Annotated in this window: 25 protein-coding genes and 1 pseudogene; 8 read left to right on the top strand and 18 right to left on the bottom strand. The window is 42.2% G+C overall.

Features of this window, described 5'->3' with window-relative positions; translation table 11 throughout:
* The first annotated feature begins 30 nt into the window (after window positions 1–30).
* Complete coding sequence (locus tag DW173_RS00420; RefSeq protein WP_120143348.1) at window positions 31–2,067, top strand: thiamine pyrophosphate-dependent enzyme; 2,037 nt, start codon at window positions 31–33, stop codon at window positions 2,065–2,067.
* Window positions 2,068–2,079: 12 nt separating this feature from the next.
* Entirely contained in the window at window positions 2,080–2,586 is a 507-nt protein-coding gene (locus DW173_RS00415; protein WP_118408101.1) for a flavodoxin, read from the top strand.
* A 226-nt stretch (window positions 2,587–2,812) separates the two neighbouring features.
* Here DW173_RS00415 and prmA read toward each other — a convergent pair whose 3' ends face one another.
* Window positions 2,813–3,661, bottom strand: coding sequence for a 50S ribosomal protein L11 methyltransferase (prmA, locus tag DW173_RS00410; protein ID WP_087323778.1), 849 nt, complete (start codon window positions 3,659–3,661; stop codon window positions 2,813–2,815).
* A gap of 225 nt (window positions 3,662–3,886) precedes the next feature.
* Between prmA and DW173_RS00400 the strand changes: the two genes are divergently transcribed.
* Complete coding sequence (locus DW173_RS00400; protein ID WP_120070231.1) at window positions 3,887–5,215, top strand: hypothetical protein; 1,329 nt, start codon at window positions 3,887–3,889, stop codon at window positions 5,213–5,215.
* 26 nt (window positions 5,216–5,241) lie between these two features.
* Window positions 5,242–6,915, top strand: coding sequence for an OmpP1/FadL family transporter (locus tag DW173_RS00395; RefSeq protein ID WP_120143493.1), 1,674 nt, complete (start codon window positions 5,242–5,244; stop codon window positions 6,913–6,915).
* Window positions 6,916–7,034: 119 nt separating this feature from the next.
* Here DW173_RS00395 and DW173_RS00390 read toward each other — a convergent pair whose 3' ends face one another.
* The 12 genes from DW173_RS00390 to DW173_RS00335 form a co-directional block, all read right to left on the bottom strand.
* Window positions 7,035–7,844, bottom strand: coding sequence for a fimbrillin family protein (locus tag DW173_RS00390; protein WP_055235477.1), 810 nt, complete (start codon window positions 7,842–7,844; stop codon window positions 7,035–7,037).
* A gap of 39 nt (window positions 7,845–7,883) precedes the next feature.
* Window positions 7,884–8,354 (bottom strand): nucleoside deaminase, encoded by a 471-nt coding sequence (locus tag DW173_RS00385; protein WP_120143346.1) that lies wholly within the window; start codon window positions 8,352–8,354, stop codon window positions 7,884–7,886.
* A gap of 155 nt (window positions 8,355–8,509) precedes the next feature.
* Entirely contained in the window at window positions 8,510–9,496 is a 987-nt protein-coding gene (locus DW173_RS00380) for a Gfo/Idh/MocA family protein (protein ID WP_004314960.1), read from the bottom strand.
* 80 nt (window positions 9,497–9,576) lie between these two features.
* Window positions 9,577–9,849: a hypothetical protein gene (locus DW173_RS00375; protein WP_087318853.1), complete on the bottom strand. Its 273-nt coding sequence runs from the start codon at window positions 9,847–9,849 to the stop codon at window positions 9,577–9,579.
* Between the two features lie 159 nt (window positions 9,850–10,008).
* Window positions 10,009–10,848, bottom strand: a complete 840-nt coding sequence (locus DW173_RS00370; RefSeq protein WP_120143344.1) for a transporter substrate-binding domain-containing protein — start codon at window positions 10,846–10,848, stop codon at window positions 10,009–10,011.
* Window positions 10,849–10,865: 17 nt separating this feature from the next.
* Entirely contained in the window at window positions 10,866–12,917 is a 2,052-nt protein-coding gene (locus DW173_RS00365; protein WP_120143343.1) for a putative porin, read from the bottom strand.
* Window positions 12,918–13,038: 121 nt separating this feature from the next.
* The gene (locus DW173_RS00360) at window positions 13,039–13,581 is read right to left on the bottom strand and encodes a 2-oxoacid:acceptor oxidoreductase family protein (RefSeq protein WP_004297415.1); all 543 of its coding nucleotides are present in this window, start codon (window positions 13,579–13,581) and stop codon (window positions 13,039–13,041) included.
* Window positions 13,582–13,601: 20 nt separating this feature from the next.
* On the bottom strand, window positions 13,602–14,366 hold the full coding sequence (locus DW173_RS00355; RefSeq protein ID WP_004297416.1) for a thiamine pyrophosphate-dependent enzyme: 765 nt from the start codon (window positions 14,364–14,366) through the stop codon (window positions 13,602–13,604).
* A gap of 12 nt (window positions 14,367–14,378) precedes the next feature.
* Window positions 14,379–14,552, bottom strand: coding sequence for a hypothetical protein (locus DW173_RS00350; protein ID WP_004297417.1), 174 nt, complete (start codon window positions 14,550–14,552; stop codon window positions 14,379–14,381).
* 7 nt (window positions 14,553–14,559) lie between these two features.
* Window positions 14,560–15,642 (bottom strand): 3-methyl-2-oxobutanoate dehydrogenase subunit VorB, encoded by a 1,083-nt coding sequence (locus DW173_RS00345; RefSeq protein WP_004297418.1) that lies wholly within the window; start codon window positions 15,640–15,642, stop codon window positions 14,560–14,562.
* An 11-nt stretch (window positions 15,643–15,653) separates the two neighbouring features.
* Entirely contained in the window at window positions 15,654–15,881 is a 228-nt protein-coding gene (locus tag DW173_RS00340; RefSeq protein WP_004297419.1) for a ferredoxin family protein, read from the bottom strand.
* 54 nt (window positions 15,882–15,935) lie between these two features.
* On the bottom strand, window positions 15,936–16,217 hold the full coding sequence (locus DW173_RS00335) for a tetratricopeptide repeat protein (RefSeq protein WP_004307591.1): 282 nt from the start codon (window positions 16,215–16,217) through the stop codon (window positions 15,936–15,938).
* Window positions 16,218–16,456: 239 nt separating this feature from the next.
* Here DW173_RS00335 and DW173_RS00330 point away from each other — a divergent pair, with 239 nt between their 5' ends.
* The 3 genes and pseudogenes from DW173_RS00330 to tnpC all read left to right on the top strand — a co-directional run bounded on the left by DW173_RS00330 (window position 16,457) and on the right by tnpC (window position 19,034).
* Window positions 16,457–16,858: a hypothetical protein gene (locus DW173_RS00330; protein WP_120143341.1), complete on the top strand. Its 402-nt coding sequence runs from the start codon at window positions 16,457–16,459 to the stop codon at window positions 16,856–16,858.
* Between the two features lie 206 nt (window positions 16,859–17,064).
* A pseudogene (tnpB, locus tag DW173_RS00325) lies at window positions 17,065–17,382 on the top strand (IS66 family insertion sequence element accessory protein TnpB); the annotation flags it as partial.
* 86 nt (window positions 17,383–17,468) lie between these two features.
* Window positions 17,469–19,034, top strand: coding sequence for an IS66 family transposase (gene tnpC, locus DW173_RS00320; protein ID WP_120143338.1), 1,566 nt, complete (start codon window positions 17,469–17,471; stop codon window positions 19,032–19,034).
* Window positions 19,035–19,175: 141 nt separating this feature from the next.
* Here the strand turns inward: tnpC and DW173_RS00315 are convergent, their stop codons facing one another.
* The 5 genes from DW173_RS00315 to DW173_RS00295 form a co-directional block, all read right to left on the bottom strand.
* Window positions 19,176–19,580, bottom strand: a complete 405-nt coding sequence (locus DW173_RS00315) for an SMI1/KNR4 family protein (RefSeq protein ID WP_225449825.1) — start codon at window positions 19,578–19,580, stop codon at window positions 19,176–19,178.
* Between the two features lie 139 nt (window positions 19,581–19,719).
* Window positions 19,720–20,376: a hypothetical protein gene (locus DW173_RS00310; RefSeq protein ID WP_015531589.1), complete on the bottom strand. Its 657-nt coding sequence runs from the start codon at window positions 20,374–20,376 to the stop codon at window positions 19,720–19,722.
* A 72-nt stretch (window positions 20,377–20,448) separates the two neighbouring features.
* The gene (locus tag DW173_RS00305; RefSeq protein WP_015531590.1) at window positions 20,449–21,117 is read right to left on the bottom strand and encodes an SMI1/KNR4 family protein; all 669 of its coding nucleotides are present in this window, start codon (window positions 21,115–21,117) and stop codon (window positions 20,449–20,451) included.
* A 354-nt stretch (window positions 21,118–21,471) separates the two neighbouring features.
* Window positions 21,472–21,909, bottom strand: a complete 438-nt coding sequence (locus DW173_RS00300) for a DUF6078 family protein (protein WP_008644027.1) — start codon at window positions 21,907–21,909, stop codon at window positions 21,472–21,474.
* Window positions 21,910–22,080: 171 nt separating this feature from the next.
* Window positions 22,081–23,838, bottom strand: coding sequence for an AAA family ATPase (locus DW173_RS00295; RefSeq protein WP_120143492.1), 1,758 nt, complete (start codon window positions 23,836–23,838; stop codon window positions 22,081–22,083).
* 248 nt (window positions 23,839–24,086) lie between these two features.
* Between DW173_RS00295 and DW173_RS00290 the strand changes: the two genes are divergently transcribed.
* Window positions 24,087–24,566, top strand: a complete 480-nt coding sequence (locus DW173_RS00290) for a DUF456 domain-containing protein (protein ID WP_118161143.1) — start codon at window positions 24,087–24,089, stop codon at window positions 24,564–24,566.
* Window positions 24,567–24,655 lie beyond the last annotated feature (89 nt).

Raw genomic sequence — 24,655 nt, 5'->3', positions numbered from 1 at the left:
TTGTTTCACTCATTAAGAACTTCATTCACTATGAAAAAGAAATATGATATAAAAACGACAGATGTAGAAACCCTGAAAAAGTGGTATCATCTGATGACATTGGGGCGTGCTTTGGATGAAAAAGCACCGTCATACCTGCTGCAATCTTTGGGTTGGTCTTATCATGCTCCTTACGCGGGGCATGATGGTATTCAGCTTGCCATCGGTCAGGTATTCACTTTGGGCGAAGACTTCCTGTTTCCTTACTACCGCGATATGCTGACTGTACTTTCTGCCGGAATGACTCCGGAAGAAATCATCCTGAACGGTATCTCGAAAGCGACAGACCCGGGTAGCGGCGGACGTCACATGTCGAACCATTTCGCCAAACCGGAATGGCACATCGAAAACATTTCTTCCGCTACGGGAACGCATGACCTTCATGCGGCAGGTGTGGCGCGGGCAATGGTATATTATGGACACAAAGGAGTCGCCATCACTTCTCACGGAGAATCGGCTACTTCCGAAGGATTTGTATATGAGGCTATCAATGGCGCCAGCCTTGAACGTCTTCCTGTCATTTTTGTGATTCAGGACAACGGATATGGTATCTCTGTCCCTAAATCGGAACAGACAGCCAACCGCAAAGTTGCGGAAAACTTCTCCGGTTTCAAGAACCTGAAGATCATCTATTGCAATGGAAAAGATGTATTCGATTCGATGAATGCCATGACCGAAGCTCACGAATATGCAAGGGAAACCCGTAACCCGGTGATTGTGCAGGCCAACTGTGTTCGTATCGGTTCCCATTCCAACTCGGATAAACATACCCTGTACCGGGATGAGAACGAACTGGAATACGTAAAAGATGCCGATCCGCTGATGAAATTCCGCCGGATGTTGTTGCGTTACAAACGCCTGACAGAAGAAGAGTTGCAACAGATCGAAGCTGACGCAAAGAAAGAACTGTCGGCTGCCAACCGAAAAGCGTTAGCTGCTCCCGATCCTGATCCTAAGAGCATCTACGATTTTGTGATACCCGAACCTTATCAACCCCAGAAGTACAAAGAAGGTACTCATGAAGCAGAGGGCGAAAAGACCTTCCTGGTAAATGCCATTAACGAGACATTGAAAGCCGAATTCCGCTACAATCCCGATACGTTTATCTGGGGACAGGACGTAGCAAACAGAGAGAAAGGCGGTGTGTTTAATGTCACCAAAGGGATGCAGCAGGAATTCGGCGAAGCCCGTGTGTTCAGTGCGCCGATTGCCGAAGATTATATTGTAGGCACTGCCAACGGAATGAGCCGCTTTGATCCTAAAATCCATGTCGTGATAGAGGGAGCGGAGTTTGCTGATTACTTCTGGCCTGCCGTAGAACAATATGTAGAATGTACGCATGAGTATTGGCGCAGCAATGGTAAGTTTGCCCCGAATATAACGCTGCGGTTGGCTTCCGGAGGTTATATCGGTGGAGGGCTGTATCACTCTCAAAATATAGAAGGAGCTTTGACTACATTGCCGGGAGCACGAATTGTCTGCCCTTCTTTTGCAGATGATGCAGCCGGATTGTTACGTACCAGTATGCGCTCTAAGGGATTTACTTTGTTCCTCGAACCGAAAGCATTGTATAATTCGGTAGAAGCTGCTACTGTGGTGCCGGAAGACTTTGAAGTACCTTTCGGAAAAGCACGTATCCGCCGTGAGGGTACGGATTTGAGTATTATCACCTATGGAAATACGACCCATTTCTGTCTGCATGCTGCCGAACGATTGGAGAAAGAGGGTGGTTGGAAAGTAGAAGTGATCGATATTCGTTCTCTGATTCCGCTGGATAAAGAGGCTATATTTGAATCGGTCAAGAAGACCAGCAAAGCATTGGTTGTACATGAAGATAAAGTATTCTCCGGTTTCGGTGCGGAGCTTGCAGCAATGATTGGTGAGGAAATGTTCCGTTATCTCGACGGACCGGTGCAGCGTGTCGGTTCTACGTTTACTCCCGTCGGTTTCAATCCGATACTGGAAAGAGAAATTTTGCCGGACGAAGCTAAGATATACGAAGCTGCACGGAAATTATTGGAATATTAAAAGAGAAGAATTATGAAAAAGATAGGTTTGTTTTATGCTACCAAAGCCGAAAGAACGAGTTGGGTGGCAGAGAAAATACAGAAAGAGTTTGGTGAAGACAAGATAGAAGTAGTGCCTATCGAGCAGGCCTGGCAGAATGATTTTGCAGCTTATGACTGCTTCATTGTGGGTGCTTCCACCTGGTTTGACGGGGAACTTCCTACTTATTGGGACGAACTGTTGCCGGAACTCCGGACAATGAAATTGAAAGGTAAGAAGGTTGCTATCTTCGGTTTGGGAGATCAGATACGCTATCCGGAAAATTTTGCAGATGGAATCGGTTTGCTGGCAGAAGTCTTTGAAGAGGATGAGGCTACCTTGGTCGGTTTTACTTCTTCCGAGGGTTACACTTTCGAACGTTCCAAGGCTTTACGTGGCGAGCAGTGGTGCGGGTTGGTTGTCGATTTGGATAATCAGTCCGAACAGGCGGAAAAGAAAATCAAAGCATGGTGCCAACAAGTCAAAAAAGAGTTCGCGTAACGACTTTATTTCTCTTTATAAGATAGTGACGCTATCCGATGCAAATAGTGACGGTATACGCTTGGGATAGCGTCACTATCCCAAGCGTATACCGTCACTATTTTTTTTCTGCATTAATCTGGAGCCTTACGCTTGTTTATAGCGTATATCGACTGCGATTTTTGCTTGCTTCCTTATATCTCTTAATGATAAGGGAGCTTTCTCTTTTAAAGATATTTGTTGGCTCTTATCCTTTATAAATAAATTTCACTTCTGCCCAACGATTCTTCTCTTTATAATGAACGAAAGTCAGTCCGTTCTTCTCCGCTTCTTCGCGGATGGCGGCAATGTCGTCTACATAAAATCCACTCATATAGAGTTCGGAATTCGTATGCATACAGGCAACATATTGCTTCATATCATTTAGTAATATATTCCGGTTGATGTTGGCGATGATAACGTCGAAAGGTCCTTTTCCTGCAAGCGACGAGGCATCTCCTTCTGATACGGCAATATCGTCTACGTGATTCAATTCGATGTTTTCGATGGAGTTTCGTACGCACCATTCATCAATGTCGATGGCTGTACAGGGGCGTGCGCCCCGCATACGTGCGAGGATGGCAAGAATCGAAGTTCCGCAGCCCATATCGAGCAGGGATTTATCTTTCAGTTCGCTGTCCAATAATTCTTCAATGATGAGGCTGGTAGTCTCGTGGTGTCCTGTTCCGAAGGCCATTTGAGGATTGATGACGATGTCATATTCCGCTTTGGGGACATCTTGGTGGAAAGTGCTGTGGATCACACATCGGTTTCCGATAATGATGGGTTGGAAGAAATTCTTTTCCCATTCCTCGTTCCAGTCCTTGTCTTCCGCTTCGGTATATGTATAAGTAATATCCGTATCGGGTAGGGGGAACTCGTTGATGGCAATCTTGATGGCGTTTTCATCACACAATGTCTGTTGGATATATGCGGTCAGTCCGCCTTCACACTCAACAAAACTTTCAAATCCGACTTCACCCAATATGGCAGCCAGTACGTCATTGACGGTTTCGGTACAAGGCTGGGTGCGGAATGTGAACTCAAAATACTTCATAGTTGTTTTTAATGCTGGTGAATAATGTGCAAAGATACAGCAATCCGGGTATAGAAAGTCAAGTTTGCCTGAACTTTATGCCGGTGAGCGTTGTATCTTCTACAAAGATAGTTAGAAATAGGGATTTCCCTATTATCCTTTGGGGAAAATCTCCCCCGGACGAAAAATCTCTTCCTTATCTTTGTAACGTGAATAAGTTTAAGTAATTACATAAACCGAGATGATATGAGAAAGATTGTTTATTTCTTGCTATTTGCCTTGTGCCTTCCGATAGGTATCTTTGCACAAAGCGTTGATGACGACCTTTACTTCGTACCTTCTAAAGACAAACAGGAGAAGAAAGAAACTCCAGTTAAGAAGGAACCGAAGAAACAGGTGACGACTAACATCTATACTTCACCGGGTACTACAGTAGTTGTTCAGGACCGTAAGGGAAGAACACGGGATGTGGATGAATATAACCGCCGTTACGATGCACGTGAAAATGAATTCGTAATGGATAATGATACCTTATATATAAAGGAAAAATCTAATCCGGATTTGGACGGAGAATGGGTGACGGGCGAATTCAATGGTACAACAGACGACTATGAATACGCTGAACGTATCATTCGTTTCCGCAATCCGCGTTTTGCTATCAGTATCAGCAGTCCGTTGTACTGGGATGTAGTTTACGGTCCGAATTCATGGGACTGGAACGTATATACCGATGGTATGTATGCTTATGCATTCCCGACGTTCAGTAACCCGCTTTGGTGGGATTGGCGTTATGGCTCTTACGGCTGGGGATGGAACTATGGCTGGGGATGGAATCGTCCTTATTACTCTTGGGGATATTACCCCGGTTATTGGGGTGGCGGCTACTGGGGTGGCTGGTATGGCGGCGGATATTGGGGACATCATCACCACTGGCATGGTGGTCCTAGCTGGGGCTGGGGCGGAGGTGGAAGCGGTCGTTGGACAGGTCCTACCTATACAAACCGTCGTTCTTCCGGACAAAGCAGTTACAGGAATCCTTCTACTATTCGTCGTTATGGTTCGAGTGCCGTTCGTTCCAGTGGTTCTTCTGTTCGGGGAGGCTCTGCAGTTCGTTCAGAAGGTAGTTCTGTTCGTTCTTCTGGTTCTACTTATAGTAGGGGAACTACTTCCAGACGTGTAGTGGGTACACGGACTTCAGGTGAACGCAGTGGCTCAAGTAGTCGTAGCAGTGCTACTTATTCTCGTCCAAGTAGTACTAGAAGTAGCGGAAGTTCTTCATCTTCCCGTTCGACTGGTTCTTCTGGTTATTCGCGTTCGTCTGGAACCACTACTAGAAGCAGTAGTGCAAGATCAACTTATAGTCGTGGAAGTTCAGAAGCACCGCGTAGTTATTCTCCAGCAAGTAATAGTAATACCCGTTCTTCTTCCTATGGTACTTCTCGTTCTTCTTCACGTAGTTATTCTCCAGCTTCGTCAGGTGGCAGTAGCTCTCGGGGTAGTTATTCGAGCGGTGGTTCTTCTTCTAGATCATCATCAGGTGGAGGTTCCTCTCGTAGTAGCAGTGCCAGAAGATAAGTATTAATTAAATGGTTTTGACAGGAATGAAAAAGATAAGTGTTTTAATTGCTCTGGGGATGCTAATGATAGCGCCTTGGGGAATGGCACAAACGATATATGACGGTGCCAAACTAACAGGAAAAGATTTGAATGGCACAGCTCGATTTGTGGGTATGGGTGGAGCTATGGGAGCTCTTGGAGGAGACATATCTACGATGGGGACTAATCCGGCAGGTATTGGCCTTTATCGCAGTAATGATATAATGACTTCATTTGGGCTTTCTCTTTATGGGAATGAAAGCCAGTATTTGGGGAAAAAGTTTAATTCCGATTTAACTAAAGGAGATTTTAATAACATCGGGTTTGTATTTTCTTCGAAGATTGGTAATGAAACTCCGCTGCGTTTTGTGAATTTCGGTTTTAACTATCATAAAGCGAAATCATTTAATAACAACATGCGTATGGAAGGTAATTTGGGGCTTTACTCCCAAACCTATCTAATGGCATCTCAAGCAGCTGGCATTGAAAAATGGGGAGATTCGCCTTATACGGATAATGGTATTGGGTGGCTTTCTATTCTTGGAGCTGATGCTGGACTGATTAGGGATATAACAATACATGACAAAACAGGAGGGGTAAACAATATTCCTTATACCTATAAGGATGAAAAAGGGGAGGAGGTACAGTATAAGGATATAAATGGTAATCCTCTTTATATCTCTCCTGGACATTTTGAAGGAATGCCGGACAATGGATATGCAAATTTTCGCTCGGAAGAACGCGGTGGAATTGATCAATATGATTTTAATGTATCATTTAATTTTAATGATCGGGTATATTTGGGGTTGACGCTGGGTGCTTATTCTGTAGATTATAATAAGTATACTTTTTATGATGAGGATTATGGAAACGATGAAGGATATAATTTGCAGAGTTGGAATAGAATAAAGGGGTCTGGCTTTGACGTGAAGTTGGGGGCTATTATTCGTCCTTTTGAATATTCGCCTTTTCGGGTTGGATTAGCTATACATACGCCAATATTCTATAGTTTGGATTATAAAACGAGTGCACAAGTTATATCGGATGTGATGGATGTTGTAACTGGAGAAATAAAAGGATATGACGTGAGATCATGGGATAATCTTCCGGGAAAAGGGGATATGATTCTTCCTTTCGATTTTCAGACTCCTTGGACTTATAATGTAAGTTTGGGATATACGGTAGGCAAGAGCTTGGCTTTAGGAGCAGAGTATGAGTATCAAGATTATTCTTCCATGAAGTTTAAAGATACTGAAGGTAATTCTTCTGCTTATGAATTTGAGAATAGTACGACGTCTATGTTGAAAGGGGTTAGTACAGTCCGTCTTGGTCTAGAGTATAAGGTGATTCCACAGTTTGCTTTTAGGGCAGGATATAATTATAGTACTGCGGCTTTCCATCAAGATGCTTTCAAAGATTTGGCTATTAACTCTATTCAGACAGATACAGACTTTGCCAATTCTAAATCAATGAGTAATTATACATTGGGTATTGGTTATCGCGGATCAATGTTTTATGCTGATTTGGCTTATAAATACTCTACATATAAAGAAAATTTCTATCCGTTTGTGAATGGATTTACAGATGAAGATGGTAATACAGTCATTGGTTCACCGGAAGCAACGAAAGTTACGAATACACGTAGTCAAGTGTTATTTACCGTAGGTATGCGTTTCTAACCTAAAAAAGACAGTTTTCAATTTCAATAATAACTTTTGTGTGTAAAAAATCCCTGGAATGCTGAGTGTCTACAGCGGTTCCGGGGATTTTTATTAGTATCACTTTTTATTCTTCAGTCTTATCTGAATAGTGGAGTTCGTTCGTCAATGATTCCGCGTCTTGCGTACATTTTTACCGCAACAGGAGTTCCGGCTTCTATGGTAATGTCCTCCTCTGCGATGATAGGTTCTTCTTTACCGTCCTCCAGGATAACCGTTCCTATTTTCTCGCCGGCTTTGATGAGCTGTGGAATCAAGTTAGTCAAGATACCTTCAGATACTTTCCGGATATCAATGTATTCCGGTTTTGCATTGGGATCAGCTTCGATTTTACCGCTGAACAGGTCTTGCACACCTTTGTTTTTCAAGAACAGTTTAACGATTGCTCTACCTTCGTACGGCTGGTTGTTCTCGTCGAGCAGAACGACGGGCGTTGTCATTCTCTTGAATGAAAGAGCAACATTCTTAGAACCTTTGTTGGCTTGGGCTGTACCGAACAAATATTCTAAGCCACCCTTGATTTCGCGATAGCGGCTGCTCAATGATCTGGTAGTAGCAGCTTCGTCGGTCAATTCAGGGTAATGAGCATAGAAAGTAACCGTTTCCGAATCGGTGCCTGCTTCGTTCCAAGTCTGGCTATCCATGCCTATAGCAAACGGATGATAATCCTGCTCGGCAACGGACATGGAGATGACATCCCCGGCAGCGAAGTTGCTCTTTAACGGAAGTGTCAGACTACTGCTGTTACGAGTAAGAGCATTGTTGATACTTTGGTCAATAGAAGTAGAAAAGTCGATCACTCCTTTACTGGGATCTTGCAGTTCTTCTTGCTGTTGACAACTGAACAGGCATACTGATGCCATAACAAATAAAAGGCTTTTTCTTTTCATTTGAGGGTAATTAATAGGTTAATAATAGTGAGAGGTTTTCTAATATTCTACTCTGTCTTCTTTAGCCATCCAGGCTTTGAAGGCAGTAAGGGCTTCATTATGTAGTAGGATTTCGGAAGGAAGCTTTCTGTCTTCAGGCTTTAGTTCCAGTTCGTCATAGATAAAAGAGTCGTCGAAGCCGATGTTCTTGGCATCGGTCTTGTTGTTTCCATAGTACATCTTATCCAGGCGTGCCCAATAAATAGCACCCAGGCACATGGGGCAAGGTTCGCAGGAAGTATAGATTTCGTATCCGCTAAGATCAAATGTTCCGAGTTTGGCAGCTGCGGCACGTATAGCGCTCACCTCGGCGTGAGCCGTAGGATCACAAGATGCAGTGACACGATTAACTCCTGTTGCAACTATTTCTCCGTCTTTCGTGGCAATCACAGCACCGAAAGGACCTCCACCATTTTCAACATTTTCTTTTGAAAGCTCGATCGCTTTTCTCATTAAAGCTTCTTTAGTCATGGCACAAAAAATATATTGTTAGTTTCATTTTTTCTTTGCTTCTTTCTACAAAGATAGAAAAAACTAACAATATACAATGGGATGTCCCTATTTATTTTTTAACAATACCGGCAGAATCCGGAAAAAGAAGGAACTTTTTTTTGCTTTTTTTAGGGTTATAGCTTACCTAAGATCTTGTCCATTACCCAGTTAGTCAACGTTGCGCTTTCGCCATCGCAAGAGCAAACCGACTTACCCAATAAGTGGTCTACTACTGCTTGGATAAGAGGCTGTTGCACGTGTTCTGGGTTACCGATACAGATTTCTTCCCGTCCTTTCTCGGTATGCAGTCCGATAGGTTCGTAAGTAAAGACAGAGAAGCAAATCATTCCTTTGTCACCGATAATCTCTATGCGGTCTTCGCGGGCAGAATCATGGGCTACGAAGCACCAGGAACCACTACCCACCAGTCCGTTGTCAAATTGGAAACAGGCGCTTAATGTATCTTCGGCAGGATAAAGCCCGCCGCGATTACTCTTGTAACCGCTTGCTTCGAGGATGCAACCGAACATATCCTGCAACAAATCAATCTGATGCGGAGCAAGGTCGTAGAAGTAGCCGCCTCCGGCAATATCAGCCTGCACACGCCAGGGAAGATTATCACGATTGTAATCCAGATCGCGTGGCGGCTGGGCAAAACGAATTTGTACATTGATAACGTTGCCGATCGTTCCGTTCTCTACTAATTCTTTTACTTTCTGGAAATAGGGAAGATAACGGCGATAGTATGCTACGAAACAGGGAACCCCCGTTTCATTGGATATGCGGTTGATTCGGGTACATTCTTCATACGTCACCGCCATTGGCTTCTCAATATAGGCCGGTTTACCCGCTTTCATGGACATAATGGCATACGTAGCGTGTGAAGAAGGAGGAGTGGCGATATAGACAGCGTTTACTTCCGGATCATCTATCAGCTCCTGTGCATCGTCATACCATTTCTTGATTCCTCTCTCTTTGGCATACGCTTTCGCTTTCGCGCCGTCACGACTCATCACGGCTACGACTTCCGAATGTTCTACTTTCTGGAAAGCGGGACCGCTTTTCGTCTTGGTTACTTCTCCGCAACCAATGAAGCCCCATTTGATCATCTTTTCACTCATAATATAATATACCTATTGTGTCTGTTCTAACAAACCCCAAAGATAAAGCTATTTTTTGTCAAGAGCAACTTTATTGATTATTAACTTAGCAGGGACAGTTGGAAAACAGACATTGCGTTTTGTTTCAACAGAAGCTCTGTTTTATCGGAACAGAGGCTCTGTTTCAGGCAAACAGAACGTCTGTTTGAGGCGGATATATACTTCATTTCGGTAAGAAGCAAGGTGAACACTGCTGATCCTCCGGCTGAAGAACCATAACCACCGGGCAAAGCGCAAGGAAAAGCCGGGGCGGGGAGAGGTTTTTCCCGGCTGGATAAAAAGAAAGGAGAGAATCGCGATTCCCTCCTTTGCATGTAGTTTAATTGAAACTACTTTATCATTAACTCTGTAAAGATACGACATTCGAAAGCGAAAGTCAAGTCTTTGGGAGTTTATTTCTGGAAATAGACATGAATATATCTATCTTACATTCTGTTTTTGATTGTTTTCTTCTGATCTGTAAAATGATAAGGTTATTCTTTATCATAGTACTTTTTATAAATCTTCTGGTATTCTTTCTCCTTTTGGAATTTATCCAGCCATGCATTCAAACTATCGAGTAAAGCGGGTGATTGTTTGCTGACTGCCCATGAGTAGAATTGTGTAAAGCTGATGGCTGTATTTATATCTATCTGCGGGATGGAATCGGCGGCCGCGCGTGCGATGCTTTCGTCACAAACGGCATAGTCGATATCCCCATGAGCTACCATTGAGATTAATTGTTCGGAACCGTATTTCTCTATTTCTTTGATATAAATGGTATCGCCAATTTCATTACCTAGATTCTGAATACGCAGAATAGAAGGAGACCCTTTTACTACGTGAAGTGTCCGCCCGGCCAAGTCCAGCTGGCTACGGATATAGAGTGAGTCGTTTTCTCCGTTTTCTTTCCGTTGCACGAGCACTTGCTTGTTGAGCGTGATGGGAGAGGTGAGGAGCAGAGAGTCTTTCAGTTCGCTGGTGGCTAATATACCGCAGGCAATTACGTCGTAACGTCCCTCGCTTAATCCTTCCAGCCGTTCTTCGAAACTCATCAGGGGTGTTATTTCGGTCTTTAATCCCTTGTCATGGGCAAAAGCCTGTATCAGTTCGTAATGAAAACCGGAAACGGTATCACCGTCCACATAGAAACTGATCGAGTTATATTCAGTCGCTACACGCAGTATACCTTCTTTGGCAATGGCTGCATAATCACGCGGGTGTCCTGACGGCTTTTCCTGATTACCGCATTGACGGATGGAAAAGATGATTGCCAATACAATGATTACGGGCACTAAATATCGGGACAGTCTCAATTTGGGGCGTGTTACCATAAGCCGTATAGATTTTGTTAATCATAGAAATTCCATGAAAGACCGAATTTCAGTACACGCGGGTTGATAGGATAGTGAGGAGCCAAGAAGTAATTCGGGCTACTCATACCTTGATTCACGTGATACATCATTACATAGAAACGTGTACGCTTTAGATGTAAGTTTGCGTATACATTCACGATCGGATAACCTCCTATCTCTACCTGGTCATTTTCCGGTTGCAAATAGAAGTTTTGGATAGCCGGCATATAAGCGGGTGCATTGTATTTACTGAAATAACGCACATCGGCACCCAATTGTACACTAAGCACTTTCTTTGCCAGCTTGAACTGCATATAGAAATTGTGATACAGCGAAAGATCAGGCAAAGGTAATACGGTCTGGTCGCTGGACTTTTGCCAGGTTACTTCATTGTCTAAATGGAAGATTCCCAATTTGAAGTCCTGATTAAGACTTGCTGACAACACCTGTATACTTCCGCTTTTCTGTTCCGGCATTGCTTGTTGGTTGAAATAAGTGTAGTTCTTTATGTTTTCAACTCCTGCTTTCAAGCGTGTTCTCCAACGTGCAATGCTTAATTCTCCTTCAATACGGGTACGAAATTCCTTGTCCATATCATTGTCCCACATGAAGTGTTTGGAATGATAATGACGCATATAGAAAGGCGCAAGCTTATTGCTGACTTCACCACGGGCTATAAGGCTCACAGTGTCTTTCCATAACGGAAAGTTAAGGTCGATATCTCCTTTCACATTGAATTGTCCGATTGCTTTTCCGGCGAGTCCCACTTCACCAATGGCATGGTAATGAAGTACATTTCCTTCACGTTTGGATAATTCGCCTCCAACAAATATTTCATTTTCATTGTATTTGTCGGGCAATGGATTCCCCTCCATATTCATAAGAGTATACTTGCTGATTTTATAGGAAGCGAATGCTGTCAGACCCGCTTTGGCATATTTATTGAATCCTTCGAGTAGAGCAATACCTATGGTATTCTTGATACCCATATAGGTAGTACTGTCTCTGGCAATCGGATTATCCGGTTCCAAATAGGTGTTTTGATAATAGTTTTTTTCACGCATGTCATCATCAGAGTTGAAACTATGACGTGCACGCTCTACCTGAATGGTATGTATAAAACTAGTGACCGGCACAAATTCTTGTTTGGCTGGAGTCGTATCATTTTCGGCCTGCGGTATGTCGCGGCTGAATCCCAGATTGTAACGTTGGGTCAGGAATACATAAAAGTCATGATTACGGTTGGTCGTTGCACTTAATACAGTCGGGATATTGGTTGATTCATATTCTCTTTGCCCTTGTGCCATCTCTTCAGGCGCAGTGATGTATCGGTCGTCCTCAATACCTCCGTTTTCATTTGTTTTGAGATAATTGTTGCTGTAGATAGCTTGCATCTGATAGCGGTCGCCGATATAACTACCGAAAATTGCCGCATTGAAATAAGCCGTATTTTGGTTATTATAATATCCTCGTCCGTACAAGTAATCTATGTTAAAACCGAAAGCCAGCTTCTTGTTTACATTGACAGAGAAATAAGACTTAAAACGTTCTTCTCCGTTTATTTTATTACCGGCTTTATGATACGTCAGATTGGTATAAGGTACGTTACTATTGGTGAAATTGAACTCCGTAGGACGAATAAAGAAACTGGAGAAAGGCTCCATAAAGATAGTCGGTTCCGGATCACGACGTTCAAAGAAGATGCGTGACATACGGGGAGAACCCATATTGGCCAGATAATTATAATGTCCGGTAAGTCCTTCGGTAAGATTTGAATTCTGGAAGTGGTGATAAGCAGTATCCGCCGGGATGATAGTCCGGTCGCCCAACTGATTATTAATACGCCACATATATAATTTCGGAGGTAACCCCTGTACTTCTACATTTGCACTATCCAGTCTGTCCGGAATCATGGCAGGGTCCACCTGGTTACCGTATTGGTCGTATCCGTTCTCGTCCACTCTCTGGCGACCATTATCGAACTGTGCATGGACAGTTGTCAAACCTATAACGGAAAAGATTATATATAATAGTAAGATTCGTCTCATAATTGGAGGCAAAGATACTTACTTTAATTGATTTAATGATAATGGATAATTGAAAATTATGTTGCATACGTACTATACGTAGCTAATAATTATCAATTATCCATTGTACATTATCTGTTAATTAAACCTCACGGATTAACTCCATACCTTTCTTGATAGCTTCCTCGTTCATAGGAATCAGGTGATGGTGGCGTTCCGGCAGGGTTTTCTTAAGTCCTTTGATAACATTCTCCAACGTTACGATGGGGCGAAGCTTCAATAATCCGCCAAGTACGATCATGTTGAATGCTTTGGCATTGTTCATCTCGTTAGCTGCATCCATTGCGTCGATACGATATACCTTAATATCCTTACGGGTAGGAGGGTTGATAATTCCGTAACCGTCATAAATCAGGATACCACCGGGTTTCACTTTGCTTTCAAACTTTTCGAGTGAAGGCTGATTCAGAATGATGGCAGCGTCGTATTTACTAAGAATCGGTGAGGAAATTTTGTCATCGCTTACAATAACTGTAACGTTGGCTGTTCCACCTCGTTGTTCGGGACCATAAGCGGGCATCCAGGTCACTTCTTTGCCTTCCATCAAACCGGAATATGCCAGAATCTTACCCATAGACAATACGCCTTGTCCACCGAATCCTGCTATAATTATTTCTTCTTTCATTGTTCTGTTGACTTTTAGCGTTATTCTTTATCTTTTAAATCACCCAGCGGATAGAATGGGAACATGTGTTCTTCCATCCATTTGTTCGCCTTCTCCGGAGTCATCTTCCAGCCTGAACTACAAGTGGAAACGATTTCTACCAGGTTGGAACCTTTACCGTTCATGGAGTTCTCAAAAGCCTTGCGGATTGCCTTCTTAGCCTTGCGGATAGCCGGTACGGATTGTACGGACTGACGGGTTACGTAAGCAGTTCCTTCCAGTTGGGCTGCGATTTCAGTAATCTTCAATGGGTAACCGTGAAGTTCAACGTCACGTCCATAAGGACAAGTCGAACTCTTCATGCCTACTAGTGTAGTCGGAGCCATCTGGCCGCCTGTCATACCATAGATCGCATTATTGATAAAGATAATCGTGATATTTTCACCACGGTTCAAAGCGTGGATTGTTTCGGCTGTACCGATGCAAGCCAAGTCACCGTCGCCCTGATAAGTGAAAACAAGGCGGTCCGGCCACAGGCGTTTCACAGCAGTCGCCACAGCAGGAGCACGTCCGTGTGCTGCTTCCTGCCAGTCAATATCGAGATAGTTGTAGGCAAACACTGCACATCCCACCGGAGAGATTCCCACAGTTTTATCTTCCATACCCATTTCCTCAATGACTTCGGCAATGAGTTTGTGTACCACACCGTGACTGCAACCCGGGCAGTAGTGCATGGCGTTATCGTTCATCAGAGTCGGTTTTTTGTAAACCAGATTCTCGGGTTTGATTATTTCTTCTTTAGTCATAACTTCATCTCCTTATCTGTTGGTGAACCGTATAAAAAACTCCATCAGCTTGACAAAGATTGCCGCGCCGCATACGTAGATAAACATTTTGAAATCATCTTTTGCTACAAAGTAGGTGATGATGGCTGCAACAGCCAATATCATAAATAGGATGTTCAGTACGTTTCTTATTTTATCGGGATTCATTGTTTCGTTATTTGATTATTTTTTCTTTCAAGGCAGTTACAATTTCATCCGGATCGGGAACGATGCCACCTAGACGTCCGAAATGTTCTACCTTTACTTTACCGTTAACAGCGAGACGGACATCTTCAATCATCTGTCCGGCATTTAGTTCCGTAACGAGCATACCTTTTACTTTATCAGCGTATGCAGCAATCGCTTTGGTTGGGAACGGCCACAGTGTAATCGGGCGAAGGATACCTACTTTAATTCCTTTTTCACGGGCTAGTTCCATTGCTTTCTGGCCAATACGTGCCATTGAACCGAAAGCGATAATCAAATACTCTGCATCTTCGCAGTTGATCTCTTCGAAGCGTACTTCATTTTCTTCAATTTCACGATATTTAGCTTGAAAACGGAGGTTGTTGATTTCCATTGCTTCCGGTTTCAATTCAAGGGAAGTGATAATATTCGGTTTGCGGTCTTTTGCTTTTCCGGTAGCAGCCCATGGACATTGTTCAATTACTTCTGCTTCCGTGCGGCGTGGCTTTTGTGCAGGAAGAACAACCTTTTCCATCATCTGACCGATCACACCGTCGGCAAGGATAATAGCCGGATTACGGTATTTGAAGGCCAGTTCGAATCCTAATGCTACGAAATCCGCCATTTCTTGTACGGATGCCGGAGCGAGGGCAATCAGTTTGTAGTCTCCATGACCACCACCTTTTACTGTCTGGAAGTAGTCAGCCTGGCTAGGTTGGATAGTTCCCAATCCGGGACCGCCACGCATTACATTCACAATCAGACAAGGAAGTTCGGCACCGGCCAAATAAGAGATTCCTTCTTGTTTCAAGCTCACACCCGGACTTGAAGATGAGGTCATTACCTTCTTTCCGCTACCTGCACCTCCATATACCATATTGATAGCTGCCACTTCACTTTCCGCCTGGAGTACTACCATGCCGGTTGTTTCCCACGGTTTCAGTTCGGCAAGCGTTTCCAACACTTCCGATTGGGGAGTAATAGGATAACCGAAGTAACCGTCGGCACCGCAACGGATAGCTGCGTGGGCGATGGCTTCGTTTCCTTTCATTAATACAACTTCTTCTGCCATATTCTTTTCTTTTATTCTACTTTTACTTTATACACTGAAATACATCCGTCCGGACAAACCGTTGCACACGAGCTGCATCCGTTACAGGTATCTTCCTTCACTTGCCAGGCATAGTTATAGCCTTTCATGTTTACCTCTTTATTGAGGGCGATTACATCGAGCGGACACGCCACTACACACAGGTTGCATCCTTTGCAACGCTCCGTGTCGACTACGATTGCTCCTTTGATTTTTGCCATAATCTTTATTTTATTACGTTATCTTTGAGTACGGTTATTGATTATACATCTCTTTTATTGATTGAACATATCCTTGTGGTAGAAGTTGAGGATATCTATTGCCATCTTTCTGGCCTGAACGGCAGGACTGTCCGGATTGATCTCGATGGCATACTGGTAGTTGTCCAGTGCCTGCTTCCAATCTCCTTTCTTTCGGTAGGCATTTCCCCGTAAATAGTAAAGAGTATCTTTCTCTTTTTCGACAGAACTGTCCTGGAGAAGCTGGTCCAATTGCTTAATCGCTGTGTCCACATCCCCCTGATTGATAAGCTCTTTTAGGTTGTCTATTTGCTCCATTTCTTTTCGTCTTTCGGGATTCTGAAACGCAAAGATAGTTTTTATTTATGTAAACAGGGCAAATGAGGACGGAAATTTGCAACGTTTTGAGTTTATTGCATATTGTATAGTAGAGGTGGAATTTGCCTTTTTCTTGACATATCCGTAACTTTATTAATCAAACGTAAGCGTCTCCGCGATTCTATATTGCTGTCCGTTTTTAGCTCTCATATCTTTGCGAGGTATAAAAATGAAGCATTATGGATTTAGAAAATAGATTTAGAAGAACTTGGAAACGTTTCCAAGAAGTCTTAAAAACAGACTACAATTGTTCTTTAGCGGATGTTTGCCGCGAGCAGCATACCACTTTTGGAGGTATGAGTTCCTGGATGTCCCGACGGGGCTATAGCGTTAAACAAGCTAAGGCAGATGTGGTTCGTGATTATTATGGCGGCGTTGAGCCGTCCCCACTGAGCACTACCTCTCCTGCGTTCACTCAAATAGCACCCGCCATGTCGTCGGAAGAAGAGTTTAGTCTTGCCGGGATCACAATCACGTTTAACAGTGGAACCACCATTTCGGTCAAACGGGCCACACCCGGTAGTGTTATTAAAATGTTGCTCGATTACGAAAGAAAGGAGGGAGATCCATGTATTCTCTAACATCAGCCAATCGATACTATCTGTACCAGGCTTTGTGGTTCTTCTTCAAATTCCGTGCTAGTAAAGCTCATTGAAAGGTTGATGGATAAAGGGATATCGGCATATTAGAAATAGCAAATAAATTATCCAAGCTATATGCATCTTAAAGTACCCCGGAATAGCCATGAATAAGGTTATTGAACATAAATAAGTAGCACGGAATTTGATTAAGAACCGGCTTTGTTCGTATGAACCTTGGCATCGACGGTTTATTCAAAATTATACGCTTGGAAATGAAGGACTTGTCTCCCGTTTCCGGAGATATATTTTTATTCTTTGGCAAAAACCGACAAAGTGTAAAAATACTGCGTTGGGATGGCGATGGCTTTCTTCTGTACTACAAGCGCCTCGAAGGTGGAAGTTTTGAGTTACCAACATTTAACCCCCATACAGGCAATTACGAGATTTCTTATCAGGTTTTGTCTTTTATCTTAAATGGAGTGTCATTGAAGTCTGTACGGTTGCGAAAACGTTTCAGGATTTAATATAATATGTTGATTGTTAATTATTTGTACTAAGTATATCATCCGATTTATTTGGTCAACTCGTTGATTTTTTATATCTTTATACCATGAAAAAGGATGAGATCATAGAGTTATTGAAGGAACAGATCAAGGGATTACGAGATGACAACAACAGACTCTTGGGCCAAGTAGATGCTTTGATAAAAGAGGTTTCTTCCCTTAAAGAAGCACTCCTTCAAAAAGGCGAATCTCTTAGCAAACAACAGCGCCTTGCTAAGGGGCTCGCCAAACTTGTATCCAACACATCCGAACAGCAACAAGCTCCCCAACCTGCCATGTCCGAAGAAGAGCGGCAGAAGAGAGAAGCTGAAAAAGCAGATAAGCGTAAAGCCAGAAAGAACAATGGTGCCAAACGTGACATGCATTATGAGATGGAGGAAGAAGAACATGTCGTTTATCCTGATGATCCCGATTTTGACATCAATAAAGCCCGGTTGTTTACTACCGCTCCCAGAATATGCGTCCGCTATGAATGTGTACCCATGCGCTTCATCAAGCACGTCTACAAGATACACACCTATACGCAAGACGGTCGCCTGTTTGAGGGAAAAAACCCGGTCTCGGCTTTCTTAAATTCCAGCTATGACGGCTCATTTATTGCCGGATTGATGGAATTACGTTATATACAATCGCTACCTGTTGAAAGAATCATCAACTACTTCGAAGGTCATGGCTTTACGCTGAAGAAACCTACGGCTCATAAGTTGATAGAAAAAGCCTCAGGCCTCTTCGAAAATCTTTATAAGTGTATCCGGCAGACAGCTTTGAGTGATCCTTATAAGGCAGCCGACGAAACCTATTACAAAATACTCGTCCCGGAAAAGAACAGTAAGGGAAAAGGAGTTAGAAAGGGATACCTTTGGGTGGTTGTCGGCATAAACACCAGGATGATATACCTGCTCTATGATGACGGCTCCCGGTCTGAAAGAGTTATTCTTAACGAATTAGGCAGTTGCAAAGGTATCATACAAAGCGATGGCTACTCACCTTACCGGAAGCTCGAAAGCGATGCTTATCCCAATATCACACGCATCCCGTGCTTGCAACATATAAAACGGAAATTTATAGATTGCGGTGAGAATGACCCGGATGCAAAAAGAATCGTGGAGCTGATAAACACTCTTTATCAAAACGAGCATAAGCATAAAGTTGGGGTTGATGGATGGACAGTAGAACAGAATCTTATGCATCGAAAAAAGTATGCGCCGGACATACTCGGAGAAATAAAAGATGTGTTTGATGAAATAGAAGAGCGGGGGGATTTATTACCAAAGAGCGAACTACAAGAAGCTATCACCTATCTTCGCAATGAGTGGAATGCAGTGGTGGACATCTTTAATTATGGTGACACTTACCTGGACAACAATATAGTTGAACGGATGAACCGGTACATATCCTTATCAAGAAAAAACTCATTGTTCTTCGGCAGCCATAAGGGAGCCGAACGAGGCGCCATACTCTACACGATAGCACTCACCTGTAGGATGCATAAAGTGAATCTATTTGAGTATCTCACGGATGTGATAAACAGAACAGCTGAATGGCAACCAAACACACCACTTGAAAAATACAGGGAACTGCTTCCTGACAGATGGGAAAAGGCTAATGGATAAAAAGGGAGCATTAGCCTTTTTATTTTAGCAAACTATATAGAATCGCGGAGACGCTTACAATCAAAAAACGATATGAATCAGGAGTTATTATTGTTTTTGGAGTTGTAGTTTATTCATTATTTATATCCATGTCTAATCACTTTATATGGTTGAACTATTGTCAACAATATTCTGTGGCTTATCGAAATTAAGATAAATAGCCTTGCCTAAAAAGTCGTCAAAAGAGGGTGCTATATACTTAATAGAAGCTATATCTAAATCTCCTAAATCTACCCTATATATACTATTGTTTGGCAGGTGGAAAATATATCCAATATCACCATCCATGCCAAATGCTAAATACTCTTTTTGAAGATATTTGTGTATTCCATAGTCATTATTGTAAGCAACAATATCTTCAATAGCCCATATATAGATGTAGTTATCTCCTAATTTACCCTCGCCACCATTGCTCCATAACAGAAATCTTTTGTACTGATAGGGCAAGGTTGTATTTAGAAGTTTTTCTACGTCTTCAATAGACGCTGTATTTGCACCATTCTTTATTATACCATTTACTTTCTATTACTTCCATATTGATTTTGTTGTACTACTGTTAATGTGTTTCAGCTAACTGCTGTTTCCTCGTTTATTTTTTTATTTTGATAAATGTTAATCTCAGACGGATCATTTCTTTTAGGACAATTTACCCGTTTGTTACTGATATTATTTCGCTTGCTATTATTTTTCTTTGTTGCTTATTTATGTCCGAAGAGCAGTGGATGCAATTCATGGCATCCACTGCATATAGTTTTGTAGTATGCTTGGAAAGCGGTACACCTATTCTTTTTAATACTGGTTTAATCACTTCATAAATGATACTTATATCTGCATTACTGGTGATTCCCTGCTTTTTAACAAAATCTATTATGCAGTTCAATCTGCATATATATTCTTTATACTCCACATATTGATTTTCTTTTAAGATATAGTGCAATATGATTTTACTTTGCTTTTCGCAGATTCTTGCCGCTTGCTGTATCGATTGGCACATAAAATCTTTTTCTTCTTTTGTGGTAGTTTGAAACCACAAATCATTCTTACCCAATATTTCACCTATTCGTAAGTAACAATCCTGTGGCAATAATATAGGTGAATACATCGCCCATGTATATGACAATGCTGTATAAAATGAAACAGTTTTTCTTCTGTCTTGATACAAAGAAGAAGACTCAATACCTACACAGACTATTAAGCCATTATCCATTTCTTTATAAAAGACTTTATTGCGGTCTTTATTGTATGGCAATGGCAAATAGCCCATTGATAGCAGTTGATTATTTATAAAATCATTCTTTTTCATTTTATTATTGCACTATCGGTAATGGTTTGCGGCTTGCTGCCGTTTATGTGGTACAGGTGCTTGTTAGTAGCATCATTCCATTTTATACATTTTTTTCTCCCAACCTTTTAATTCTTGAAGAACAGGTTTAGGATTTTGTAATATCTGATTAAGAAATTCTATAAAGTTGGGTGCTAATACTTCTGTTTCAGGCGTTTCGTAATCAAAGAGAAGGATTTCACCTTCTTTATTCTCATCATCTGTCAATTTAAGAGCTATCACGCCATAATCAGAATATCGACCTATTGCAAAATACCCTTTGTTAAGAATTTCTTCTTGCAGTTCCTCATTATTTTCAATTAAGATTTTATTCCATGAATGAATGGGCTTTGGATATAGACGAACATCTAAATCCCAAAATATTTCATAAAAGTGTTTGTATTTCAAGTAGATCTTATATGAAAGCGGAAGAATAACATTTAATTTACTTTCTAATTTGGAAATATCCTCGTCTGAAATTTGATTATCTATCGCTTTCCATACATGGTCTTTTTCCGTAATAATGTCCACCATATAATTAGTATGTTCCGGTTGAGTGACATATATCTTAACCGATTTCCCTTGTGGTATAATATTATCAAATGTGTCCTGCATTTCAGGCTCTATGTGTTCTTCATAAGAAGGGACATACATAAGATATTCTCTGTGTTCTTGCACAAAGCCCCAACATTCATCTACATATTTTCTTATTACTTCTTCCATATTTATTTTTTCTAAATATTTTTTCACTCCGTTCTTGTCTATTTGATTACAATATTGGAGAATTTTACGCTGTACACTTCAACTCTTTATTCTGATCTTTCACATACATTCTGAAAATTCACCAATAACACTTGTATTACATATAACTTTTAGACGATATATCCTTCACTGATACTTCTTCTGCTTTCATTAACTAGTTCCATTTTTTGTTTCATACCTTGAAACGAATGGTTTCCCGTAGTGAAACAGTTTGTTTCTCGGTGTGAAACGAATCGTTTCACCCTTTGAAACTTTTAGTTTCTAGCGCTTGAAACAAAAAGTTTCAGCAGGCTGGAAACTGGTTAGAACGCGGCTTTACCAATTATACTCATCCGTGTAACTGTCAAAGACCGGTTCTTCGGTGATACCTTTCCGGTGAAAAAGTTGGCGGATATAGTTTTGATCTGCGGGGCTTAGGAAGCGTTCTTCGCGATAAAAGCGATAGTAAAGCGTTTTTCCGAAATGTCCGATCAGTTGTTGCTTGATATTTGTTCCGTCCTTATAAGGTACGTTGTCCAGCAGGTGGCTGATACCCCATGCCACATGTATCTTTTCTGCGTTTTGGAAGTGGGGACAGTCAATGCCGGTGGCCGGAATACACATTGGGTTTACGATGCTGATGTAGGACGTGTCAGCGGTAGTGAGAAGTGCAGCCACCCGACGCAGGCAGTTACAAGCTTTCGGACATTGCTCGTTGTAGCAGCGGGCGTAGTTGAAAGGGACTGTTTTGTTTTTTAATTTATTGTCGTTCATTTTATATTGTATATTACATACATAATTGACAAAGGTAGTGCTTTTATTGTGGAAAGGTACAGTTTGAAAAAGAAAAAACGTGAAAGGATGGGTGAAGGGAACACCCTTCACCTATAAACTGCTTATAGATAGGATAATACAAGGAAAAGTGAAGGGTGAAGAGATTGTTCATTATAACTCTTCGCATACCCGCATTTCCATACCTTTATATACCACTACAATCTTGTGTAGTTGCGTGGAGCCAATAGCTTGCTTCACCGTGTCCGTGTCGGCATAGCGGTTGGCTTGGGCGATGGCTTCTTGACGCAATTCCTCCACACGGTTTTCGGAATCGCGATATTTGGCGTATTTTAACTCAACGATGTAGCTGTGCTTCATGTCAGAATATATATCCAACATGGGACAGAGGAAAATATCGACGTAACCCGCTTGTGTATCTTGCTCGGAGATAGGACGGTAGAAGCGGTTTTGCGCAGTCATGGCCAAGGTGAAGCCGTGAACGAAGAATTCGCCCTTTTGCTTGTCACGTTGGGATGCATAACGTTTCAGGCAGTTGGCAATGTAGCCGAAATAGGCTTGCCAGTCGCCTCGATAAGCCAGCTGGCTTGAAAGTTCGCTTTTCTCATAGCTGCTGAAACTCAAGTCTGCGTCGTTGTAGGTATTCAGTAAATAAGTGTATAGTTGCTCCTGAACCACCAGGTTGGGAATGGTCAGCTTGGTTTTTCCTTCATGCATTCCGCTAATGGTCAACATTCCGAAATAGTAGAGCAGGCTTATAAAATTGTCCGGATTGGTGATGTTGACGGCAGGGAAACCTTTCTTCAGTTCACCAGTGATATAACCTTGACTCACTAAAGTCTGAATGACGGAAGCATCGTGTGCAAACTCCTTATCCTTTCGAATGAGCATACGCAACTTTTCATAGTCGATACGTATATTATCTTCTATCATTTCTCGTGGTGCTTTGCCGTTATCTATGTAATTCTTCACGAAGTAGAGCACCATGTTGGAGTTGTACATGGTAGTTTCACCGTAACAATCCTGCGCGAAGCAATAATTGTCGTACCACGGTTTCATTATTTCCATCAGTTCGTCAACAGTATGGCGGAAAGGGCTGTTCGTTGAATAGTAAGTCAGCATTTCGCGCACTTCTTCTTCGGTGAACCCCATCATTTGGTTAAATTGGGGGGTAAGTGAGTAGTTCGTGCCGATGTTGAAGCCACTCGTCAGGTCATCCATCGTTACGGGGCTTACGCCGGTGATGAAACAACGTTCTATGCTGGAATAAGTTCCTGCCTTCACCTTATTGAAGAAAGCACGCAGATAACCTTCGCCATGCGTTTCATCAGTGTAGCGGTGCAAGCTTTCCGCATCGGAAAGGATGGCGTTGGTGAAGTGGTCGTATTCGTCGATGAAGAGATACATTTTCTGTCCGGCACGTTCGCACTCCGAAACCAAATAGTCCAGTTGGTTGACAGCCCCGTCCTTTTCGTCCAATCGTTCTCTGATACCTTGTGGCAGGAGGTCGGAATAGACTTCACAGAAGAAGTCGAAGCGGATTTGGCAATGTGCATCCAGTCCTTTTCGATAATCGTTCAGTTCGCCGGTGATACCAGAAAAGTTGAGGTAAAGCACCAGATAGCTGTTGCGGTTTACTGTGGGATGCTTCCCGATGTAGAGGTCGCCGAATAAGTCGTTGAACTTATCGCGGGTACGCACATCGTAGTAGTGTTGCAGTACGTTTAGCGTGAGGCTTTTGCCGAAGCGGCGGGGACGGATGAAGAAAAAGAACCGGTCTGCCTGCTCTATCATAGGAATGAAGCGGGTTTTGTCTACATAATAATAGTCTTCGCGGCGGATGACTGCGAAGTTCATCATACCGTAAGGTAAACGCTTTCTGTTGGGTACTATATATTCCATTGGATCCATCTTCTGTCCTCCTGCTGATTTCTTATTTAACAACTTGCTTCTTTAGCGTTAACGACACAAAGATAGTAAAAGTTCTTGTTGGGTACGAGGCATCCTCAAAAAAGTATTGGAAAAACTCATTCACACTAAGAATTGCAGCCTTGGCAAAACTCTTCTGAAACAGTAGTGAAGGGCGGAAATAATTCTCGGGGTTAGCTTGTATTTAATGAAAGATACTGTATTTTTGTGCAGAACTAAAAAAACAGATTATGTTGGACATTATTTTGATCGTAATTAGTGCCCTTTGTATGATAGCCGGGTTAGCAGGTTGTATTCTGCCGTTTCTTCCCGGTCCGCCTATTGCTTATGTGGGGTTGGTCATTCTGCACTTCACGGATAAGGTACAATATTCTACGACACAATTAATCGTATGGTTATTGATTGTAGCTGTTTTGCAGGTATTGGACTATTTCACTCCGATGCTGGGAAGTAAATATAGTGGCGGTAGTAAATGGGGGAATTGGGGATGTATTGTAGGAACTCTTGTCGGTCTTCTTTTCTTGCCTTGGGGTATTATTCTTGGTCCGTTTCTAGGAGCGGTGATTGGTGAACTATTAGGAAATAAAGAGTTCTCGCAGGCACTCAAATCAGGTGTGGGCTCTTTACTCGGATTTATATTCGGAACTTTACTGAAGTTCCTTGTCTGTGGCTATTTTTGCTATCAATTTATCATAGGTCTTATTCGGTAACCTATTTGATGTTGTAAAACATTCGTAAGAATAACCTATCTATTGCCTTTACATAGAGTACTAAATCGATGTGCGTTCGTCTTTATTGA

Source organism: Bacteroides sp. AM16-13, from assembly GCF_003602705.1.
GTDB classification, from domain to species: domain Bacteria; phylum Bacteroidota; class Bacteroidia; order Bacteroidales; family Bacteroidaceae; genus Bacteroides; species Bacteroides xylanisolvens.
This window is presented reverse-complemented; position numbering and strand designations above follow the sequence as displayed.

Coding starts and splice junctions, on each gene's coding strand:
- DW173_RS00420 (WP_120143348.1), top strand. CDS start 31: ATGAAAAAGAAATATGATATAAAAACGACAGATGTAGAAACCCTGAAA.
- DW173_RS00360 (WP_004297415.1), bottom strand. CDS start 13,581: ATGAAAGAAGAAATAATTATAGCAGGATTCGGTGGACAAGGCGTATTG.
- DW173_RS00310 (WP_015531589.1), bottom strand. CDS start 20,376: ATGAAAAAGAATGATTTTATAAATAATCAACTGCTATCAATGGGCTAT.
- DW173_RS00330 (WP_120143341.1), top strand. CDS start 16,457: ATGGATTTAGAAAATAGATTTAGAAGAACTTGGAAACGTTTCCAAGAA.
- DW173_RS00365 (WP_120143343.1), bottom strand. CDS start 12,917: ATGAGACGAATCTTACTATTATATATAATCTTTTCCGTTATAGGTTTG.
- DW173_RS00300 (WP_008644027.1), bottom strand. CDS start 21,909: ATGAACGACAATAAATTAAAAAACAAAACAGTCCCTTTCAACTACGCC.
- DW173_RS00395 (WP_120143493.1), top strand. CDS start 5,242: ATGAAAAAGATAAGTGTTTTAATTGCTCTGGGGATGCTAATGATAGCG.
- DW173_RS00415 (WP_118408101.1), top strand. CDS start 2,080: ATGAAAAAGATAGGTTTGTTTTATGCTACCAAAGCCGAAAGAACGAGT.
- DW173_RS00390 (WP_055235477.1), bottom strand. CDS start 7,844: ATGAAAAGAAAAAGCCTTTTATTTGTTATGGCATCAGTATGCCTGTTC.
- DW173_RS00370 (WP_120143344.1), bottom strand. CDS start 10,848: ATGGTAACACGCCCCAAATTGAGACTGTCCCGATATTTAGTGCCCGTA.
- tnpC (WP_120143338.1), top strand. CDS start 17,469: ATGAAAAAGGATGAGATCATAGAGTTATTGAAGGAACAGATCAAGGGA.
- DW173_RS00375 (WP_087318853.1), bottom strand. CDS start 9,849: ATGCAAAGGAGGGAATCGCGATTCTCTCCTTTCTTTTTATCCAGCCGG.
- DW173_RS00295 (WP_120143492.1), bottom strand. CDS start 23,838: ATGGATCCAATGGAATATATAGTACCCAACAGAAAGCGTTTACCTTAC.
- DW173_RS00345 (WP_004297418.1), bottom strand. CDS start 15,642: ATGGCAGAAGAAGTTGTATTAATGAAAGGAAACGAAGCCATCGCCCAC.
- DW173_RS00385 (WP_120143346.1), bottom strand. CDS start 8,354: ATGACTAAAGAAGCTTTAATGAGAAAAGCGATCGAGCTTTCAAAAGAA.
- prmA (WP_087323778.1), bottom strand. CDS start 3,661: ATGAAGTATTTTGAGTTCACATTCCGCACCCAGCCTTGTACCGAAACC.
- DW173_RS00350 (WP_004297417.1), bottom strand. CDS start 14,552: ATGAATCCCGATAAAATAAGAAACGTACTGAACATCCTATTTATGATA.
- DW173_RS00290 (WP_118161143.1), top strand. CDS start 24,087: ATGTTGGACATTATTTTGATCGTAATTAGTGCCCTTTGTATGATAGCC.
- DW173_RS00335 (WP_004307591.1), bottom strand. CDS start 16,217: ATGGAGCAAATAGACAACCTAAAAGAGCTTATCAATCAGGGGGATGTG.
- DW173_RS00355 (WP_004297416.1), bottom strand. CDS start 14,366: ATGACTAAAGAAGAAATAATCAAACCCGAGAATCTGGTTTACAAAAAA.
- DW173_RS00400 (WP_120070231.1), top strand. CDS start 3,887: ATGAGAAAGATTGTTTATTTCTTGCTATTTGCCTTGTGCCTTCCGATA.
- DW173_RS00305 (WP_015531590.1), bottom strand. CDS start 21,117: ATGGAAGAAGTAATAAGAAAATATGTAGATGAATGTTGGGGCTTTGTG.
- DW173_RS00380 (WP_004314960.1), bottom strand. CDS start 9,496: ATGAGTGAAAAGATGATCAAATGGGGCTTCATTGGTTGCGGAGAAGTA.
- DW173_RS00340 (WP_004297419.1), bottom strand. CDS start 15,881: ATGGCAAAAATCAAAGGAGCAATCGTAGTCGACACGGAGCGTTGCAAA.